Origin of the sequence: Streptomyces sp. NRRL S-118 (assembly GCF_000716335.1) — a bacterium.
Taxonomy (GTDB): Bacteria; Actinomycetota; Actinomycetes; order Streptomycetales; family Streptomycetaceae; genus Streptomyces.
Genome location: NZ_KL591007.1, coordinates 193,193 through 209,290, shown reverse-complemented (window position 1 = coordinate 209,290; position 16,098 = coordinate 193,193). Strand labels below are relative to the sequence as shown.

The following is a 16,098-nucleotide window of genomic DNA, read 5'->3' as shown; positions in this document are numbered from 1 at the left end:
TGATGTGAACGCTCTGTTCCTTGCGGCAGCGGAGGAGCCCCAGCCTCCTCTGATCCCGCATCTCGACGAGCTCGTCATCGGCCTGATCGCCTTCGTCATCGTCTTCGGCTTCCTGGCCAAGAAGCTCCTTCCGAACATCAACAAGGTTCTGGACGAGCGTCGCGAGGCCATCGAGGGCGGCATCGAGAAGGCCGAGTCGGCCCAGATCGAAGCCCAGAGTGTGCTGGAGCAGTACAAGGCTCAGCTCGCCGAGGCCCGTCACGAGGCCGCGCGGCTGCGTCAGGAGGCGCAGGAGCAGGGCGCCGCGATCATCCAGGAGATGAAGGCGGAGGGCCAGCGCCAGCGCGAGGAGATCATCGCGGCCGGCCACGCCCAGATCGAGGCCGACCGCAAGGCCGCGGCGACCGCGCTGCGCCAGGACGTGGGCAAGCTCGCCACCGACCTGGCCGGCAAGCTGGTCGGCGAGTCCCTCGAGGACGTCGCCCGCCAGAGCCGCACCATCGACCGCTTCCTCGACGAGCTCGAGGAGAAGGCCGAGGCCGCCCGATGAACGGAGCGAGCCGCGAGGCACTGGCTGCCGCACGTGAGCGTCTCGACGCGCTGACCGACAACACCTCGGTCGACGCGGCGAAGCTCGCCGGCGAGCTGGCCGCCGTTACCGCGCTGCTCGACCGCGAGGTGTCGCTGCGTCGGGTCCTGACCGACCCGGCGCAGGCCGGCGAGGCCAAGGCCGAACTGGCCACGCGACTGCTGAGCGGTCAGGTGGGCGGCGAGACCGTCGACCTGGTCTCCGGCATGGTCCGTTCCCGCTGGTCGTACTCGCGTGACCTGGTCGACTCGCTGGAGGAGCTGGCGAACACCGCCGACCTCACGGCGGCGCAGAAGGCCGGCTCGCTGGACGACGTGGAGGACGAGCTGTTCCGGTTCGGCCGGATCGTCGCGTCCAGCACCGAGCTGCGGGCGGCCCTGACCGACCGTGCGGCCACCGCGTCCGCCAAGGCCGAGCTGCTGCGCGGCCTGCTCGGCGGCAAGACCGTTCCGGCCACGGAGCGGCTGGTCGTCCGTCTTGTGACGCAGCCGCGTGGACGTAGCCTGGAGGCGGGACTCGAGTCCCTGTCCAAGCTCGCCGCGGAGCGCCGGGACCGGATGGTCGCGGTCGTCACCTCGGCCGTGCCGCTCAGCGACCAGCAGAAGCAGCGCCTCGGCGCCGTGCTGGCGAAGCTGTACGGCCGGCAGATGCACCTGAACCTGGACGTGGACCCCACGGTCCTCGGCGGGATCTCGGTGCGGGTCGGCGACGAGGTCATCAACGGCACCGTCGCGAACCGTCTCGACGAGGCGGCCCGGCGACTGGCCGGCTGACCAGGCCACAAACTCAACAAGCGTTACCTACGGCCCGGTTGGGCCGTGCACAGGATGCAGAAGTTCTGGGGGGAGCCCCCAGATCCCCCAAAGAAACTTCGGGCCCAACAAGGAGAGCAGGGAACCCAGATGGCGGAGCTCACGATCCGGCCGGAGGAGATCCGGGACGCGCTGGAGAACTTTGTCCAGTCGTACAAGCCGGACGCGGCCTCGCGCGAGGAGGTCGGTACGGTCAGCCTTGCCGGCGACGGCATCGCGAAGGTCGAGGGTCTGCCCTCGACCATGGCGAACGAGCTGCTGAAGTTCGAGGACGGCACCCTCGGCCTCGCCCTCAACCTGGAGGAGCGCGAGATCGGTGCCATTGTCCTCGGTGAGTTCAGCGGCATCGAGGAGGGCCAGTCGGTCACGCGTACCGGCGAGGTCCTGTCCGTAGCCGTCGGCGAGGGCTACCTGGGCCGGGTCGTCGACCCGCTCGGCAACCCGATCGACGGCCTCGGCGAGATCGAGACCAGCGGCCGTCGCGCCCTCGAGCTGCAGGCCCCCACGGTCATGCAGCGCAAGTCGGTGCACGAGCCGATGGAGACCGGCTACAAGGCCGTCGACGCGATGACCCCGATCGGCCGTGGTCAGCGTCAGCTGATCATCGGCGACCGCCAGACCGGCAAGACCGCTCTGGCCGTCGACACGATCATCAACCAGCGCGACAACTGGCGCTCGGGCGACCCGAAGAAGCAGGTCCGCTGCATCTACGTCGCCATCGGCCAGAAGGGCTCCACCATCGCGTCCGTGCGCGGTGCGCTGGAGGAGGCCGGCGCCCTGGAGTACACGACCATCGTCGCCGCCCCGGCGTCCGACCCGGCCGGCTTCAAGTACCTGGCGCCCTACACCGGCTCCGCCATCGGTCAGCAGTGGATGTACGAGGGCAAGCACGTCCTCATCGTCTTCGACGACCTGTCGAAGCAGGCCGACGCCTACCGCGCCGTGTCGCTGCTGCTGCGCCGCCCGCCGGGCCGCGAGGCGTACCCGGGTGACGTCTTCTACCTGCACTCGCGTCTGCTGGAGCGCTGCGCCAAGCTCTCCGACGAGATGGGTGCCGGTTCGATGACCGGTCTGCCGATCGTCGAGACCAAGGCCAACGACGTCTCGGCGTTCATCCCGACCAACGTCATCTCCATCACCGACGGCCAGTGCTTCCTGGAGTCCGACCTGTTCAACGCCGGCCAGCGCCCGGCCCTGAACGTCGGTATCTCGGTCTCCCGTGTCGGTGGCTCCGCCCAGCACAAGGCCATGAAGCAGGTCTCCGGCCGCCTCCGTGTGGACCTCGCCCAGTTCCGTGAGCTGGAGGCGTTCGCCGCCTTCGGTTCCGACCTGGACGCCGCATCGAAGGCCGCCCTGGAGCGCGGTAAGCGCATGGTCGAGCTGCTGAAGCAGCCGCAGTACCAGCCGATGTCGACCGAGAACCAGGTCGTCTCGGTGTGGGCCGGTACCACGGGCAAGATGGACGACGTCCCGGTCAACGACATCCGCCGCTTCGAGCGCGAGCTGCTGGACTACCTGCACCGCGACCACAAGGGTCTGATGACGTCGATCCGCGAGGGCGGCAAGATGTCCGACGACACCCTCTCGTCCGTCGCGGACGCCATCACCGCGTTCAAGAAGCAGTTCGAGACGTCGGACGGCAAGCTGCTGGCCGAGGACGCGCCGGCCGCCGTCAACGTCTCGAAGTGACGACGGAAGGGACCTGACTCATGGGAGCGCAGCTCCGGGTCTACAAGCGTCGCATCCGGTCCGTCACCGCGACGAAGAAGATCACCAAGGCGATGGAGATGATCGCCGCCTCGCGCATCGTCAAGGCGCAGCGCAAGGTGGCGGCCTCCACGCCGTACGCGACCGAGCTCACCCGCGCGGTCACGGCGGTGGCGACCGGATCGAACACCAACCACCCGCTGACCACGGAGGCGGACAACCCGACCCGTGCCGCGGTCCTGCTCATCACGAGCGACCGCGGTCTGGCCGGCGGCTACTCCTCCAACGCCATCAAGCAGGCCGACCGGCTCATCGAGCGGCTGCGCGGCGAGGGCAAGGAGGTCGACACGTACATCGTCGGCCGCAAGGGTGTCGCCTACTACGGTTTCCGTGAGCGGAAGGTCACGGAGTCGTGGACCGGCTTCACCGACAGCCCGAGCTACGCGGACGCCAAGAAGGTGGCCGCGCCGCTCATCGAGGCCGTCCAGCAGGACACCGCCGAGGGTGGCGTCGACGAGCTGCACATCGTCTTCACGGAATTCGTGTCGATGATGACGCAGACGCCGGTGGACAACCGGATGCTGCCGCTCAGCCTCGAGAAGGGCACGGACGAGACGGGTAAGGGCGAGATCCTTCCCCTGTTCGACTTCGAGCCGTCGGCGGAGGACGTCCTCGACGCCCTGCTGCCGCGGTACGTCGAGAGCCGGGTCTACAACGCCCTGCTGCAGGCCGCCGCCTCCGAGCACGCGGCCCGTCGCCGGGCGATGAAGTCGGCGACCGACAACGCGGGCGAGCTGATCAACTCGCTCTCGCGCCTTGCCAACGCGGCCCGCCAGGCCGAAATCACCCAGGAAATCAGCGAGATCGTCGGTGGCGCCAGCGCCCTGGCCGACGCGACCGCGGGGAGTGACAAGTAATGACGACCACTGTTGAGACGGCCGCCGCCACGGGCCGCGTCGCCCGGGTCATCGGCCCGGTCGTCGACGTGGAGTTCCCCGTCGACGCGATGCCGGAGATCTACAACGCGCTGACGGTCCAGGTCGACGACCCGGCCGAGGAGGGCAAGCGCAAGACGCTGACGCTCGAGGTCGCGCAGCACCTCGGCGACGGCATCATCCGCGCCATCTCCATGCAGCCCACCGACGGCCTGGTCCGCCAGGCCCCGGTGACCGACACGGGCGCGGGCATCTCCGTCCCGGTCGGCGACTTCACCAAGGGCAAGGTGTTCAACACCCTCGGTGAGGTGCTGAACGCCCCGGAGGAGAACGCCAACGTCGGTGAGCGTTGGCCGATCCACCGCAAGGCCCCCGACTTCGACCAGCTCGAGTCCAAGACCGAGATGTTCGAGACCGGCCTGAAGGTCGTCGACCTTCTCACCCCGTACGTCAAGGGTGGAAAGATCGGTCTGTTCGGTGGTGCCGGTGTCGGCAAGACCGTGCTGATCCAGGAAATGATCATGCGTGTCGCCAACCTCCACGAGGGCGTCTCCGTCTTCGCGGGCGTCGGTGAGCGCACCCGTGAGGGCAACGACCTCATCGCGGAGATGGAGGAGTCCGGCGTTCTGGACAAGACCGCCCTGGTCTTCGGCCAGATGGACGAGCCCCCGGGCACCCGTCTGCGCGTCGCCCTGGCCGGTCTGACCATGGCGGAGTACTTCCGCGATGTGCAGAAGCAGGACGTGCTCTTCTTCATCGACAACATCTTCCGGTTCACCCAGGCCGGTTCCGAGGTGTCCACCCTGCTCGGCCGTATGCCGTCCGCGGTGGGTTACCAGCCGAACCTGGCCGACGAGATGGGTCTGCTGCAGGAGCGCATCACCTCGACGCGTGGCCACTCGATCACCTCGATGCAGGCGATCTACGTCCCCGCGGACGACCTGACCGACCCGGCCCCGGCCACCACCTTCGCCCACCTCGACGCGACGACGGTTCTGTCCCGTCCGATCTCGGAGAAGGGCATCTACCCGGCCGTGGACCCGCTGGACTCGACGTCCCGGATCCTGGACCCGCGCTACATCGCGCAGGACCACTACGAGGCCGCCATGCGCGTCAAGGGCATCCTGCAGAAGTACAAGGATCTCCAGGACATCATCGCGATCCTCGGTATCGACGAGCTGGGCGAGGAGGACAAGCTGGTCGTCCACCGTGCCCGTCGTGTCGAGCGCTTCCTGTCCCAGAACACCCACGCGGCGAAGCAGTTCACCGGCGTGGACGGTTCGGACGTGCCGCTCGACGAGTCGATCGCCGCGTTCAACGCGATCTGCGACGGCGAGTACGACCACTTCCCCGAGCAGGCCTTCTTCATGTGCGGTGGTCTCGAGGACCTGAAGAAGAACGCCAAGGAGCTGGGCGTCTCCTGAGCATCGTGCTCATGAAGGGGGCGGGTCCGTCCCGCCCCCTTCTGTACGCCCCGTAGAATTGACCCAACACCCGGCCGGGCGGCCGGGTGGTGACCCGAGGAGCCACCCTTGGCTGCTGAGCTGCACGTCGAGCTGGTCGCCGCGGACCGGAGTGTCTGGTCCGGCGAGGCCACCCTGGTCATCGCGCGCACCACCTCCGGCGACATCGGCGTCATGCCCGGCCACCAGCCGCTGCTCGGTGTGCTGGAGTCTGGCCCGGTGACCATCCGTACGAGTGAGGGCGGGACCGTCGTCGCCGCTGTCCACGGCGGTTTCATCACCTTCGCGGACAACAAGCTCTCGCTGCTGGCGGAGATCGCCGAGCTGGCGGACGAGATCGACACCCAGCGCGCCGAGCGTGCGCTGGAGCGCGCGAAGGCGGAGTCGGACGCCGCGGCCGAGCGCCGTGCCGACGTCCGGCTGCGTGCGGTGGCGACGGCGGTACGCTGACGCGCCGCGCGCCGACAGTTGTGCCCTCAGCCGCGGCCCGGGCTGGAATCATCCAGACCGGGCCGCGGCTGAGGCGATGCAGGTGCAGGTTGTGATCCGATACGGATCCCGGTACGGGACGATGCGAGGAGGTCGGTGGAGATGTTCCTCGCTCTGCTTGTGAGCGCCCTGGTCGTCGCACTGGTGGTGATCGGGCTCTTCCTGTTCGGGCTGCGCCGGCGCCTGATCCAGCGCTCGGGTGGCACCTTCGACTGCAGCCTGCGCTGGAACGTGCCGGAGGGCGGCGACCTGGCCGGCAAGGGCTGGGTGTACGGCGTCGCCCGTTACGGCGGGGACCGCGTCGCCTGGTTCCGGGTCTTCTCGTACGCGCCCCGGCCGCGCCGGATCCTGGAGCGCTCGGGCATCGAGGTGCTGGCGCGCCGGATGCCGGAGGGCGAGGAGGAGCTGGCGCTGCTGTCCGACTCGGTGATCCTCGGGTGTCTGCACCACGGCACGCGGCTGGAGCTGGCGATGAGCGAGGACGCGCTCACCGGGTTCCTGGCCTGGCTGGAGGCGGCGCCGCCCGGCCAGCGGGTGAACGTGGCGTAGGGAGAGTGAGCGAGGAGCCGCACCCGGACGGGCGCGGCTCCTGCTCGTCACCGGGGTTCTCCCGTGGGGGTCACTTCAGGCCGCTGCTGATCGCGCCGACCAGTTCACCGTTGCTGGTGTCGCCGCTGAATTCCCAGAAGAACGCACCGCCCAGGCCCTGGCTCTTGGCCCAGGCCATCTTGGAGGTCACGGTGGCCGGGGTGTCGTAGCTCCACCAGTTGGTGCCGCAGTGGGCGTAGGCCGTGCCGGCGACGGTGCCGTTGGCCGGGCAGGTCGTCCTGAGCACCTTGTAGTCCTCGATGCCCTGCTCGTACGTGCCGGCCGCCGGGCCGGTCGCGGTGCCACCGGGCTCCTTCTGCGTCACGCCGGTCCAGCCGCGGCCGTAGAAGCCGATGCCGAGGAGCAGCTTGGCGGAGGGGACGCCCTTGGCCTTGAACTTGGCGATGGCCTCGGCGGAGTTGAATCCGGCCTGCGGGATGCCGGGGTACGAGGTGAGCGGGGAGTGCGGGGCCGTCGGACCCTTCGCCGCCCAGGCGCCGAAGAAGTCGTAGGTCATCACGTTGTACCAGTCGAGGTACCGCGCGGCGCCGCCGTAGTCGGCGGCGTCGATCTTGCCGCCGGAGGAGGCGTCCGCGGTGACGGCGGCGGTGACCAGGTTGTTCGCGCCGAACTTCGCCCGCATGGCCTGCATCATGTTCCTGAAGGCCGCCGGACCGCTGGTGTCGCAGGTCAGCCCGCAGGCGTTCGGGTACTCCCAGTCCAGGTCGATGCCGTCGAAGACATCGGCCCAGCGCGGGTCCTCGACCAGGTCGTAGCAGGACTGGGCGAAGGCCGTCGGGTTCTTCACGGCGTCGGGGAAGCCGCCGGACCAGGTCCAGCCGCCGAACGACCACAGCACCTTGATGTGCGGGTACATGGCCTTGAGCTTGCGCAGCTGGTTGAAGTTGCCGCGCAGCGGCTGGTCCCAGGTGTCGGCCTTGCCGTCGACGGACTGGTCGGCGGTGTACGCCTTGTCGTAGTCGGCGTAGGCGTCTCCGATGGTGCACCTTCCGCCCTGGACGTTGCCGAAGGCGTAGTTGATGTGCGTGATCTTCGACGCGGAGCCGGACGTCACCAGGTTCTTGACGTGGTAGTTGCGCCCGTAGACGCCCCAGTTGGTGAAGTACCCGAGGTTGACCTTGGTGCCGGGGCCGGGGCCGGGGTCGGTGCCGCCGCCGGTGGTGCGTACCGCGCGGGAGCCGCTGACCGCGCCCGTCTGGCCGGCGGTGTCGCGGGCCTGGACCGCGTACGAGTAGTCCGTGCCGGCGGTCAGGCCGGTGTCGGTGTACGTCAGGCCGGTCACGGTGGCGACCTTGGTGCCGTCGCGCAGCACGTCGTAGTTCTTGACGCCCTTGTCGTCGGTGGCCGCGGTCCAGCTGAGCGTCACCGAGGTGTCGGTGACGCCGGAGGCCGCGGGGGTGCCGGGAGCGGAGGGCGGGGCGTCCCCGGGTACCTCGGGGCCGCCGTCGCAGGAGCCGCCGTTGAGCTTGCAGCCGGCGGGGGAGCCGGTCCCGGTGCCGTTGAAGCCGAAGGAGACGGAGGCGCCGGGGGCGAGCGTCCCGTTCCAGCTCACGTTCTTGGCGGTCCAGTGGGTGCCGCTGCTGGTGACGGTGGCGTCCCAGGCGGAGGTGACCGACGTGCCGGAGGGGAAGTCCCACTCGACGGTCCAGGAGGAGAGGGCGGTGGTGCCGGTGTTCTTCACCGTCCACTTGCCCTCGAAGCCGGAGCCCCAGTCCGCGACCTTGGTGTAGGTGGCGGTCGCGGAGGCTGCGGCCTGGGCGGGGGTGGCGAGGCCGACCATGGCGGCCAGGGGAAGCAGCAGCGCGGTGACTCCCGCGGCCGCTCTCGTTCTGAATCTGCTCAACGGTGCTCCTGAAGTCGCGGACGGGCAGGGTGGGTCGACCCGTGAACAGTTGCGTGCCGCGAGAGTAGGAAGGTCTGGACCAATCGTCAATAGGTCCAGACCATTGTGCGCCCGTGGTGGCAGGTCGTGCCCGCCGGGCGGATCAGACGCCCAACTCCTGTGCCAGCACCGCCGCTTGGACCCTGCTGCGCAGCTCCAGCTTCCCCAGCAACCGGCTGACGTGCGTCTTCACCGTCGCCTCCGCCATGTCCAGCCGTACCGCGATCTCCGCGTTCGACAGCCCCTCGCCCAGGCAGGACAGCACCTCGCGCTCCCGCCGCGTCAGCACGTCGAGCACCGCGGGGTCGGGGGTCCGTCCGCCGCGCGCCGGCCTCGACGGCGCGGCGAACTCGGCGATCAGGCGCCGGGTCACCGCGGGCGCGATCAGCCCCTCGCCGCGCGCAACCGTCCGCACCGCCTCGATCAGGTCCTTCGCCTCCGTGTTCTTCAGCAGGAACCCGGCCGCACCAGCGCGCAGCGCCCCGAAGACGTACTCGTCCAGGTCGAACGTCGTCAGCACGAGCACGTCCGCCAGTCCCTCGCCGACCACCTCGCGGGTGGCCGACACGCCGTCGAGCCGCGGCATCTGAATGTCCATCAGCACGAGGTCGGGCCGCAGCTCCCGGGCGAGCCGCACCGCCTCCTCGCCGTCGCCCGCCTCGCCGACGACCTCGATGTCCGCGGCGCTGCGCAGGATGAGCACCAGGCCGGCGCGCACCGCGCTCTGGTCCTCCGCGACGAGCACGCGGATCGGCGCGTGCGGGGTCCTCGTCATGCCGACGGCTCCTTGTCGTCCTCCGTCACGGGCAGCTCCGCCCGTACCCGCCAGATCCGCGCGCCCCGCTCCTCGGCCGGGCCCGCCTCGAACACGCCGCCCAGCAGGGCGATCCGCTCCCGCATCCCCACCAGTCCGGCGCCCGACCCCGGCGCCCGCGGCCCCGGCCGGCTGCTGTACGGGCTCGTCACCTCGACCGTCAGCGCATGGTCGGCCGACCCCAGGGTGACGGCGACCTCGCCGGGGCCGGCGTGCTTGAGCGTGTTGGTGAGCGACTCCTGCACGATCCGGTACGCCGCGAGCTCGACGGGCGCCGGCAGTGCCGTGTCCGGTGCGCGGTCGTCGGTCAGCCGGAACGTCAGGCCGCTCCCGGCGCCGCTCGTGCCCGCCTGGCGCACCAGGGCGTCCAGCCCGTCGAGGGTCGGGGCGGCGGCTGGTTCCTCGTGTTCGCCGCTGTCCCGCAGCAGTCCGATCAGGCGCCGCATTTCGGCCAGGCCCTCGACGCTGTTCTCCCGGATGACGCCGAGCGCGTCACGTGAGGTGTCCGGGTCGTCCAGCGACAGCGCGGCGGTGGAGTGGATGGCGATCGCGGACAGGTGGTTGGCCACCATGTCGTGCAGCTCGCGGGCCATCCGGGCCCGCTCGGCGATGACCGCCTGCCTGCGGTCCATCTCGGCCAGCAGCGCCGTCTGCTCCGCCCGCAGCCGGGCGGTGTCGGCGGCCTCCCGGTGGTTGCGGACGACCGCGCCGGTGATCGCCGGGAAGAAGGTGATCAGGGCCGTGACGACCCCGATGAGCAGCGCCTCCGGCCGTTGATACCAAGCCAGGAAGCCGAGCGTCACCACGACCGTGATCAGCCCGGTGGTGACCGGGATGCGGCGGGCCGAGGCGGGCGGACCGTACACGACGGCGGCGTACACGATGTCGGCGAACATCACGACCGTCATCAGGTTGCCCCGGGTGAACTGGTCCGCGACCACCGCGGCCGTCCCCGCGATCAGCGCCGTGCGCGGCAGCGTCCGGCGCACCAGCGCCAGCGCGGTCAGCACGAGCAGCGGGACCAGCACCACCGGCCCTCCGGGCAGCCCGGTCCCCGGACCCTGCGTGTGCAGCCCGAACGACCACAGCACCAGCCCGCAGGCGAATCCGGCGGCCGCGATCAGCACGTCGTCGCGATGCGTACGGGGAAGTCTCACCCGGCCATCCAACACGGTCCCCCGGCCGCGGGCCTCCCCGCCCGGGCGGAGGACGGACTACATCGAAGGATGCAGTACCGATTCGTCACCAGAGACGACGGAACGGCGCTCCGCCGGCGGAATGCTGGGAGGCGTGCCGAAGGGAGAACTGCCGTGATCGTCGCGCTGATCATCATCTGCGAGGTCGGCTTCTGGGTGCTGCTGGCCGCGGGCCTGGCCGCCCGCTACCTGTTGAAGATGCCCCGCACGGGGGCGGCGATCCTGCTGTGCGAACCGCTGCTGGAGGTGGTGCTGCTCATCGCCACCGCCGTCGACCTCCGCAACGGCGCCGAGCCCAGCGCGAAGCACGGCCTGGCCGCGCTGTACATCGGGTACACCGTCGGCCACGGCCACCGCACCGTGAAGTGGCTCGACCGCCACGCCGCCCACCGCCTCGCCGGAGCGCCCCGCCCGCCCGCGCCCCCGCGCTACGGCATGGCCCGCGCCCGCTACGAGGGCCGGCTCTGGCTGGGCACCCTCGCCGGGGCGGCGGTCGCCACGGTCCTGCTGTGGCTCGCGATGGCGTACGTGGGCGACGCGGGCCGTACCGATTCGCTGCGGAACTGGATGGGCGCCGCCTGGCGGGCGGCCGGCATCCACGGCCTGGTCGCCCTCACGTACGTGATCTGGCCGAGAAAGGCCCCCGCACCGGAAAAGGACCGCGAACCGGTGCGGGTCGAGAGGCCCTAGCGGGCCTCAGCGCTCCCCGCCGGGCACCCACAGCACGTCACCGACCGCCTTGTTCGCCGTCCGCGCCAGGATGAACAGCAGGTCGGACAGGCGGTTGAGGTACGTCGCCGTGAGGGCGTTCATCGTGTCGCCGTGCACCTCCAGCGCGGCCCACGTGGAGCGTTCGGCGCGGCGGACCACCGTGCACGCCTGGTGCAGCAGCGCCGCGCCCGGGGTGCCGCCGGGGAGGATGAAGGAGCGCAGCTTGTCCAGGTCCTCCAGGAAGCGGTCGCAGTCCGCCTCCAGCTTGTCGACGTACGACTGCTCGACCCGCAGCGGCGGGTACTGGGGGTCCGGCACGACCGGCGTCGACAGGTCCGCGCCCACGTCGAAGAGGTCGTTCTGGACGCGGACGAGGACCTTGACGACCTCCTCGTCGAGGCTGCCCAGCGCGATCGCCGTACCGATGACGGCGTTGGCCTCGTTGGCGTCGGCGTACGCCGCGATGCGCAGATCCGTCTTGGCTGTCCGGCTCATGTCGCCGAGCGCCGTCGTGCCCTTGTCGCCGGTGCGCGTGTAGATGCGCGTCAGATTGACCATACGGCCAGCCTAGTTACGCTCCCGCCTTCCGGAACACTCGTGTGCCCACCGTCACGGACAGCGTCGCGAACCCGGCGGCGACCAGCACGCCGTACAGCATCGCCGTGCCCGTGTAGTCGCCCACGTACCCGGCGCGCACCGCGTCGACCAGGTAGCGGAACGGCATGAGGTGGGAGAGGACGTCGAGCCAGGCGGGGGCCAGGGCCATCGGCAGCATCAGCCCGGACAGCAGCATCGACGGCATGCTCACCGCGTTGATGACCGGCCCGAACTCCTGTGGCTTGGACACCTTCAGCGCCAGCGCGTATGACAGCGAGGCCAGTGCGACCGTGAGGACGGCGACGAACGCGAACCCGATCAGGATCCCGCCCAGCGGCGCCCGCAGCCCCATCGCCAGGGCGGCCAGCACGAGCAGCACCGCCTGGAAGACGAAGACCGCGGCGTCCCGCAGTACCCGCCCGAGCAGCAGCGCCAGCCGGCCGACCGGGGTGACCCGCATCCGCTCGACGACCCCCATCTGCTTCTCGATGATGATCGCGAACCCGGCGAACGAGGCGCCGAAGAGACCGAGCTGCAGCAGCAGCCCGGGGACGAGGACCTGCCAGGAGTCGCCTTCCGTGCCGAGCGGCAGGCCGGTGAGGAGCGGGCCGAAGAAGAGCAGGTACAGCAGCGGCATCAGAACGCCGAAGAGCAGCTGGAACCTGGAGCGGAGCGTCTGGCGGGCGTACCGCCCGAAGACCAGCGCGGTGTCGTGGAACAGCACGGGGAACTCCTAGACGGCCACGGGGGCCTGGTCGGCGGGTGCCGGGCCGCGCCCGGTGATGGCGAGGAAGGTGTCCTGGAGCGAGGCGTCGGCCGATCCGGCGTACCGCTCCTTGAGCGCGGCCGGTGTGCCCTCGGCGACGACCGCGCCCCGGTCGACGACGACGAGCCGGTCGGACAGCTCGTCGGCCTCGTCGAGGTAGTGGGTGGTGAGGAAGACGGTGGTGCCGTAGGTGTCGCGCAGCCGCCGCACCAGCCGCCACAGGCCGGCGCGGCTGCCGGGGTCGAGGCCGGTGGTCGGCTCGTCGAGGAACAGGACTTCCGGGCGGTGGGTGAGCCCCAGGGCGATGTCCAGTCGCCGCCGCTGCCCGCCGGAGAGCGCCGCGCACGGGCGGTCCAGCAGTCCGGTGAGATCGAGCTCGCCCGCCAGCTCGTCCGCGCGGGCGGCCGCCTCGGCCTTGGAGAGGCGGTAGAGCCGGCCCTGGGTGACCAGCTCCTCGCGTACGGAGACGGAAAGGTCGACGCCGCCGGACTGGGCGACGTAGCCGATCTTCCGCCGTACGCCGACGGGGTCGCCCACCAGGTCGCAGCCCGCGACCGTGGCGGCGCCGCCGGTGGGCGGGAGGAGCGTGGTGAGCATCCGCAAGGTGGTGGTCTTGCCGGCGCCGTTGGGACCGAGGAAGCCGAGGATCTCGCCGGCCTCGACGGTGAGGTCGATGCCCCGGACGGCTTCGACCGGCCCGTTGCGGCCGCGGAAGGTGTGGGCGAGTCCGGCGGTGCTGATGATTGCCATGGCTCCAGAAAATCAGAGTCGCTTAAAATTTGCAACGACACCAAGATTTCAGTGGTCCCATCGAAGCTAGGATGAGGGCATGACGGCGACCGAGGGGCTGAGAGAGCGCAAGAAGCGGCAGACGCGGCAGCACATCTCCGATGTGGCCACGGGCCTGTTCCTGGAGCGCGGCTTCGACGCCGTGACGATCGCCGAGATCGCCAGGGCCGCCGACGTCTCCGTCAACACGGTGTACAACTACTTCCCCGCCAAGGAGGACCTCTTCCTCGACCGGGGCCAGGGGATCGTCGACCGGGTCTCCCGCTGGGTGCGCGGCCGACGCACCGGCGAGTCGGCCGCCGCCGCGGTCCTGCGGGAACTGCGTGAGGCGGTCGAGACGCTCTCGTACACCGTCGGCCTCTTCGAGGGCTACGCGGACTTCATGCGGGTGATCCTCGAGGCGGACTCGCTGCGCTCCCGGCTCTGGGCGATCCAGCAGGAGAGCCTCCAGGTCCTGGAGCTCACCGTGCGAGAGGAGGTCGGCGCGGCGGAGGACGAACTGCTGCCCGGCCTGGTCGCCGGTCAGCTGAACTGGCTGCACGCCACCCTCATGGGGTGGATCTCCGCCGAGATGCTCAAGCGCCGCGACCCCGCCGAGGTGTCCCGCGAAGCGCTCGTCCTCCTCGACGAGATGGAGGAACTTCTCGGCGACAAGGTGCTCTCCTACGCGGTCCGCTCCAACTGAGCGTCCCCGCCCCGGTCTCACCCCGTGGCCCGTACCGGTGTGATGTCCGTCATCTGAGACGTGACGCGCATCTCTTCGCCGCCACACCGGCGCCGCCGGGCGCTAACCTCCCGCCGGAGAGCCGAAATATTGGGCGTACCCCCATGCCTGTCAGGCGTCGGGGGCAGGGGCGTTAAGGGGTAGATCGTGGCCAGGAAGCTCGCCGTCATCGGGGCCGGACTCATGGGGTCCGGAATCGCGCAGGTCTCGGCCCAGGCGGGCTGGGAGGTCGTGCTGCGCGACGTCACCGACGCGGCCCTGACCCGTGGCACCGACGGCATCAAGGCGTCGTACGACAAGTTCGTCGCCAAGGGCCGGCTCGACGCCGCCGACGCGGAGGCCGCGCTCGCCCGGATCACCACGACCACCGACCTCGACGCGGCCGCCGACGCCGACATCGTCGTCGAGGCGGTCTTCGAGAAGCTGGAGGTCAAGCACGAGATCTTCCGCACGCTCGACAAGCTCGTGCGCGACGACGCCGTCCTCGCCTCCAACACCTCCGCCATCCCGATCACCAAGATCGCGGCCGTGACGGAGCGCCCGGAGCGCGTCGTCGGCACGCACTTCTTCTCGCCCGTACCGATGATGCAGCTGTGCGAGCTCGTCCGCGGCTACAAGACGAGCGACGAAACCCTCGCCGCCGCCCGCGAGTTCGCCGAGTCCGTCGGCAAGACCTGCATCGTCGTCAACCGCGACGTCGCCGGCTTCGTCACCACGCGCCTCATCTCCGCGCTCGTCGTCGAGGCGGCCAAGCTGTACGAGTCGGGCGTCGCGTCCGCCGAGGACATCGACATCGCCTGCAAGCTCGGCTTCGGCCACGCGATGGGACCGCTCGCCACCGCGGACCTGACGGGCGTCGACATCCTGCTCCACGCCACCAGCAACATCTACACCGAGTCCCAGGATGAGAAGTTCGCGCCGCCGGAGCTGATGCGCCGGATGGTGGACGCGGGTGACATCGGCCGCAAGAGCGGGCAGGGCTTCTACAAGCACTGAGCCACGTCCCGAGCGGGCGGTCAGCCGCATCGACCGTTTCGCCATCACCCCACGGGGTGAATTCGGTATCGGTTCGCTTACAGGCGGCAACTTCCGGCCCGGTCCGGCAGTCAGTTGTTGCATAGAAAGACGTGACGACCACAGCACTCTCGGGGAGCGCATATGCACATCAGGGGCGACCACGCCGAGCTGGTCGTCGGGGGCCGCCTCGACGTCCGCAGCGCGGCGGACGCCCGTACGGTCCTGCACTCGGCCGTGGACGACGGAGCCGGGGACCTGGTGCTCGACCTGACCGGCCTCGACTCCTGGGACGCCACCGGGCTCGGGGTCATCATGGGCGCTCACCGGCGTGCGGGACGCTGCGGCCGCCGGCTGGTGCTGCGGGGCGTACCGCCCCAGATGCAGCGCCTGCTGGTGGCCACCCGGCTGCACCGCATCCTCGCCATCGAGGGCGGGATCGCCGCGGAAACGTTGCCCCGCGTCTGACGCCGGCCCCGGCCGGCACGGGGCCGGTGCCGCGGGCCGCCCCGGCACTCCCGGGTGCACAATCCTCACGAGACCGTGACGTCTTGGGCGGCACACCACCCCGGCGCTTCCTGGATACTGAGCGAACGTCTAGGGTTCGGTCGCCTGCCGAATGACGGACCCACCGGCGGGCACCGGACCAGAAGCGACATCGGCGTGCGGAACGGCCGGGAGGGGCTTCGGCGCGCACCGCTTTTGGGGGGCACAGACCATGAACCCGATGAACCGAGGGCCGGAAGACAACGGCCACGACAACGATGACAACGGCACCGCAGACGGTGGCGTGCACCGCGCGCGCCCGGCCCGCGACGACGCACCGCGCGAGCGGTCCGTCGAGCGCGCCGGTGAACGGGCCGCGCCGGTCGGCCCCGCGCGTACCGCCCGGATCGTCTCCGGCGATTTCCTCCTCACTGTCAACCCGATAGACGGCAGCGAGATCGAGGTCTGTCCGCCCGGACGGCAGCCCGCGCCGCCGGGCCGCCACACCCCGGACG

The 16,098-nt window shown here is 70.4% G+C and carries 17 protein-coding genes and 1 pseudogene; 12 read left to right on the top strand and 6 right to left on the bottom strand.

Features of this window, described 5'->3' with window-relative positions; translation table 11 throughout:
• Positions 1–4 precede the first annotated feature (4 nt).
• From IH00_RS0115335 to IH00_RS0115305, 7 genes are all read left to right on the top strand, one after another.
• Positions 5–550: a F0F1 ATP synthase subunit B gene (locus IH00_RS0115335; protein WP_031073811.1), complete on the top strand. Its 546-nt coding sequence runs from the start codon at positions 5–7 to the stop codon at positions 548–550.
• Entirely contained in the window at positions 547–1,362 is an 816-nt protein-coding gene (locus IH00_RS0115330; RefSeq protein WP_031073809.1) for a F0F1 ATP synthase subunit delta, read from the top strand. Before IH00_RS0115335 ends, IH00_RS0115330 begins: the two co-directional genes overlap by 4 nt.
• Before the next feature lie 129 nt (positions 1,363–1,491).
• Entirely contained in the window at positions 1,492–3,090 is a 1,599-nt protein-coding gene (atpA, locus tag IH00_RS0115325; protein ID WP_031073801.1) for a F0F1 ATP synthase subunit alpha, read from the top strand.
• A 20-nt stretch (positions 3,091–3,110) separates the two neighbouring features.
• Positions 3,111–4,025, top strand: coding sequence for a F0F1 ATP synthase subunit gamma (locus IH00_RS0115320; RefSeq protein ID WP_031073799.1), 915 nt, complete (start codon positions 3,111–3,113; stop codon positions 4,023–4,025).
• Positions 4,025–5,467 carry a F0F1 ATP synthase subunit beta gene (gene atpD, locus IH00_RS0115315; RefSeq protein WP_031073796.1) on the top strand — a complete coding sequence of 481 codons (1,443 nt, stop codon included), beginning with the start codon at positions 4,025–4,027 and terminating at the stop codon, positions 5,465–5,467. Before IH00_RS0115320 ends, atpD begins: the two co-directional genes overlap by 1 nt.
• A 108-nt stretch (positions 5,468–5,575) precedes the next feature.
• A complete protein-coding gene (locus IH00_RS0115310) occupies positions 5,576–5,956 on the top strand; it encodes a F0F1 ATP synthase subunit epsilon (RefSeq protein WP_031073795.1) in 381 nt (126 codons plus the stop codon).
• Positions 5,957–6,097: 141 nt separating this feature from the next.
• Positions 6,098–6,544: a DUF2550 domain-containing protein gene (locus IH00_RS0115305; RefSeq protein ID WP_031073793.1), complete on the top strand. Its 447-nt coding sequence runs from the start codon at positions 6,098–6,100 to the stop codon at positions 6,542–6,544.
• Positions 6,545–6,614: 70 nt separating this feature from the next.
• On the opposite strand, the gene IH00_RS0115300 is transcribed toward IH00_RS0115305, so the two are convergent.
• From IH00_RS0115300 to IH00_RS0115290, 3 genes are all read right to left on the bottom strand, one after another.
• A complete protein-coding gene (locus IH00_RS0115300; RefSeq protein WP_234334852.1) occupies positions 6,615–8,447 on the bottom strand; it encodes a glycoside hydrolase family 18 chitinase in 1,833 nt (610 codons plus the stop codon).
• Positions 8,448–8,589: 142 nt separating this feature from the next.
• The gene (locus IH00_RS0115295; RefSeq protein ID WP_031073789.1) at positions 8,590–9,261 is read right to left on the bottom strand and encodes a response regulator; all 672 of its coding nucleotides are present in this window, start codon (positions 9,259–9,261) and stop codon (positions 8,590–8,592) included.
• Positions 9,258–10,457 carry a sensor histidine kinase gene (locus IH00_RS0115290; protein ID WP_031073786.1) on the bottom strand — a complete coding sequence of 400 codons (1,200 nt, stop codon included), beginning with the start codon at positions 10,455–10,457 and terminating at the stop codon, positions 9,258–9,260. The genes IH00_RS0115295 and IH00_RS0115290 overlap by 4 nt, the downstream gene beginning before the upstream one ends.
• A gap of 153 nt (positions 10,458–10,610) precedes the next feature.
• On the opposite strand from IH00_RS0115290, the gene IH00_RS0115285 reads away from it, so the two are divergent.
• Entirely contained in the window at positions 10,611–11,186 is a 576-nt protein-coding gene (locus IH00_RS0115285; RefSeq protein WP_031073784.1) for a hypothetical protein, read from the top strand.
• 6 nt (positions 11,187–11,192) lie between these two features.
• Here IH00_RS0115285 and IH00_RS0115280 read toward each other — a convergent pair whose 3' ends face one another.
• From IH00_RS0115280 to IH00_RS0115270, 3 genes are read right to left on the bottom strand one after another with little or no spacing between them, the layout of a single operon-like run.
• A complete protein-coding gene (locus tag IH00_RS0115280) occupies positions 11,193–11,765 on the bottom strand; it encodes a cob(I)yrinic acid a,c-diamide adenosyltransferase (RefSeq protein WP_031073782.1) in 573 nt (190 codons plus the stop codon).
• A 13-nt stretch (positions 11,766–11,778) separates the two neighbouring features.
• Entirely contained in the window at positions 11,779–12,528 is a 750-nt protein-coding gene (locus IH00_RS0115275) for an ABC transporter permease (protein WP_031073781.1), read from the bottom strand.
• A 9-nt stretch (positions 12,529–12,537) separates the two neighbouring features.
• Positions 12,538–13,320, bottom strand: a complete 783-nt coding sequence (locus IH00_RS0115270) for an ABC transporter ATP-binding protein (protein WP_031073778.1) — start codon at positions 13,318–13,320, stop codon at positions 12,538–12,540.
• A 79-nt stretch (positions 13,321–13,399) separates the two neighbouring features.
• On the opposite strand from IH00_RS0115270, the gene IH00_RS0115265 reads away from it, so the two are divergent.
• The 4 genes and pseudogenes from IH00_RS0115265 to IH00_RS0115250 form a co-directional block, all read left to right on the top strand.
• Complete coding sequence (locus tag IH00_RS0115265) at positions 13,400–14,044, top strand: TetR/AcrR family transcriptional regulator (RefSeq protein WP_031073776.1); 645 nt, start codon at positions 13,400–13,402, stop codon at positions 14,042–14,044.
• Between the two features lie 186 nt (positions 14,045–14,230).
• Complete coding sequence (locus IH00_RS0115260) at positions 14,231–15,079, top strand: 3-hydroxyacyl-CoA dehydrogenase family protein (protein ID WP_031073775.1); 849 nt, start codon at positions 14,231–14,233, stop codon at positions 15,077–15,079.
• 162 nt (positions 15,080–15,241) lie between these two features.
• Positions 15,242–15,565, top strand: coding sequence for an STAS domain-containing protein (locus tag IH00_RS0115255; protein ID WP_031073773.1), 324 nt, complete (start codon positions 15,242–15,244; stop codon positions 15,563–15,565).
• A gap of 259 nt (positions 15,566–15,824) precedes the next feature.
• Positions 15,825–16,098, top strand: a pseudogene (locus tag IH00_RS0115250) (ATP-binding protein); the annotation flags it as partial.